The organism is Streptomyces sp. NRRL WC-3549 (assembly GCF_000721935.1).
Classification (GTDB): Bacteria; Actinomycetota; Actinomycetes; order Streptomycetales; family Streptomycetaceae; genus Streptomyces.
Window position 1 is genome coordinate 123,627 of sequence record NZ_KL585381.1, and the last position, 2,668, is coordinate 126,294.

Sequence of the window (2,668 nt, forward strand, 5' to 3'; positions counted from 1 at the left end):
CAGCCGGCGGAGCCGGCGGGCGGCTGGACCGGGGCCGGCGGCTGGGCGGGCTGTTGCGGCTGCGCGTACGGGGAGGAAGGCGGTACGGGGCCGCCTTCCGGGTGCGCCGCAGGACCCTGAGCCGTCGGCGCGTCCGCCGGACGGGTGGCCCCGGACGCGGACATGTCACCTCCGGGCGGGGTGCCCTCAGGAGCGGCGGCCGGCACAGGAGGTACGGACGGAACAGACGGTGCCGACGGAACCGCGTTGTCCTCGTTGCCCTCGTTCTCGGTGCTCACAGCTCTTTACTCCTCGGTTCCACTCGGCATTCGGCAAGAGATCCGCTGTGCACGTGTCTGCAGTCAGCTTTTCCCACCGCACGTCAGGCCACTGTAAGCAGGACCTGTGCATCCGCACACCAATCTTTACATCCGGCAAAACGGTCCCGCCCTCATGTGCCCCGCAGCCGCCGCGTCACGGTGACACCATGGCGCCGTGACCCACGCACACCTACCCTCCACGCCTCCCCCTATCCAGGTCGTCGCCCACCGCGGGGCCTCCGACGACGCGCCCGAGCACACCCTCGCCGCCTACCGGAAGGCGATCGAGGACGGTGCCGACGCCCTGGAGTGCGACGTACGGCTGACCGCGGACGGACAGCTCGTCTGTGTGCACGACCGCAGGGTGAACCGCACGTCCAACGGCCGGGGCGCCGTCTCCACCCTGGAGCTCGCCGATCTGGCCGCCCTCGACTTCGGCTCCTGGAAGGACCGCGAGGAGTCCCCGGACTGGGACCCGGTGCCGGGTGAGCTGACGTCCGTACTGACCTTGGAACGGCTCCTGGAGCTGGTCTGCGAGGTGCGGGCGCAGGGGCGGCCGCTCGAACTCGCCATCGAGACCAAGCACCCCACCCGCTGGGCCGGACAGGTCGAGGAACGGCTGCTCCAGACCCTGAAGGCCTTCGACCTGGCCGATCCCCCGGCGAAGGGCCCCTCCCCGGTACGTGTGATGAGCTTCTCGGCACGGTCCCTGTACCGGATCCGGGCCGCGGCCCCCGCGGTCCCGACGGTCTTTCTGATGCAGTTCGTCTCCCCCCGGCTGCGCGACGGGAGGCTGCCCGCCGGGGCGAAGATCGCCGGCCCGGGCATGCGGATCGTGCGCAACCACCCGGGGTACATCGAGCGCCTCCACCGCGCGGGTCACCGGGTGCACGTCTGGACGGTGAACGAACCGGAGGACGTCGAACTCTGCGTACGTCTCGGCGTGGACGCAATCATCACCAACCGCCCGAAACAGGTGCTGTCACAACTAGGCCGTTTTTAAGATCATTCGTGCGGAGTGCACCGGCGCATTCACTCCGCATCCGATCGTTACGAGTGCATCACTGACAGGGCTTTGGCCGGTTTCCGGCACAGCTCAGGGGGGCATCCAATCCGTGGCGTGGGGCAAAGGAGGTCTCGGGGGTGGCGTTTGTGGTGGCACAAGAAGTGCCGACGTCGTCGAGCATGGCCGTTCCTCATGGCCCTGCGGGCGTGGGCCAGGCGCGGCGGCGTATGCGTGAGCAGCTGCGGGGCAACGGGGTGCCGGACACGGTGGTCGACGACGCCGTACTGATCCTTTCCGAACTGCTCAGCAACGCCTGCCGGCACGGCAGGCCCCTGGACCGCACGGCGGACCGGGGCGACGGTGACGTCCGCGTCGCGTGGCACGTGGGCCCGGCGGAGACACTGACCGTCGAGGTGACGGACGGCGGCGGCCCGACCCGGCCGGTCCCGGCCACCCCGTCGGTGACCGCGCGCGGCGGCCGCGGCCTGAACATCATCAGCGCGCTCTCCGAGGAGTGGGGGGTACGGGACGGCGCCCGGGGCGAGGTCACGGTCTGGGCCCTGGTCTCCTCGGGTCACGCCCCGCAGACGTTCCCACCCCCCGGCCGGACGACGACGGCCCACCGCGGCCCCCGGATGAGCGCGCTCAGCGGGCACGGCCTCGGCCCCCTGGCCGGGCTGGGCCCCCTGGACGGACTGGGCTTCGCCGACGCCCTCGACGCCTTCGACGACGCGGGCTGAGACCCGGCGGGCCGCGATACGCCGTCCTGGCGACGGGGCCCGATCGGCGGGGCGGCCAAGGACGGAGAAGGACAGAGGCGGGGCCCCAGGGGCGCTCGGGGCGGGGGCGACCGCGTATGGGCCCGGAGTGGCGACGGGGACGGCTAGGCTCGCGCCCGAGACCGCACTGTCGCAATCGGGAGAACGCCTACCATGGCCAAGAAGCGCCCTCAGTCCAAGGCCGGGAAGCCGCAGCTCAAGGACGGTGAGATCCCGGTCGTCGGGGCCCGTGAGCCCTGCCCGTGCGGATCGGGCCGCCGGTACAAGGCCTGTCACGGACGGGCCGCGGCCCAGGCCGTGACCGAGCTGGTCCACCGCCCGTTCGAGGGCCTGCCCGGCGAGTGCGACTGGGTCGCGCTGCGTGAGCTGGTCCCCGCCGCCACCGTCGCGCTGACGCCGAAGGGCGGCCTGCCCGAGGGGGTGCCGTCCGTGACGCTCGCGACCGTCCTGCCGATGGCGTGGCCGGCGCTCCGCCGCGACGACGGCTCCGTGCTGCTCGCCCTGCAGAACGACACCTCGTCCGGCGACCTCAGCCGCGACCTCGCGGACACCCTGCAGCGGGCGCTGGAGGCGGAGCCCGGCTC

The 2,668-nt window shown here is 72.3% G+C and carries 3 protein-coding genes and 1 pseudogene; 3 read left to right on the top strand and 1 reads right to left on the bottom strand.

Annotation, left to right across the window (positions count from 1 at the left end):
• Positions 1-278: pseudogene (locus IH13_RS44245) on the bottom strand (protease); the annotation flags it as partial.
• A gap of 196 nt (positions 279-474) precedes the next feature.
• On the opposite strand from IH13_RS44245, the gene IH13_RS0100815 reads away from it, so the two are divergent.
• From IH13_RS0100815 to IH13_RS0100825, 3 genes are all read left to right on the top strand, one after another.
• The gene (locus IH13_RS0100815) at positions 475-1,302 is read left to right on the top strand and encodes a glycerophosphodiester phosphodiesterase (RefSeq protein WP_031080119.1); all 828 of its coding nucleotides are present in this window, start codon (positions 475-477) and stop codon (positions 1,300-1,302) included.
• A gap of 140 nt (positions 1,303-1,442) precedes the next feature.
• Positions 1,443-2,045: an ATP-binding protein gene (locus IH13_RS0100820; RefSeq protein WP_234433179.1), complete on the top strand. Its 603-nt coding sequence runs from the start codon at positions 1,443-1,445 to the stop codon at positions 2,043-2,045.
• 192 nt (positions 2,046-2,237) lie between these two features.
• On the top strand, positions 2,238-2,668 hold a 431-nt coding region (locus IH13_RS0100825; RefSeq protein ID WP_031080123.1), incomplete at its 3' end, for a DUF5926 family protein.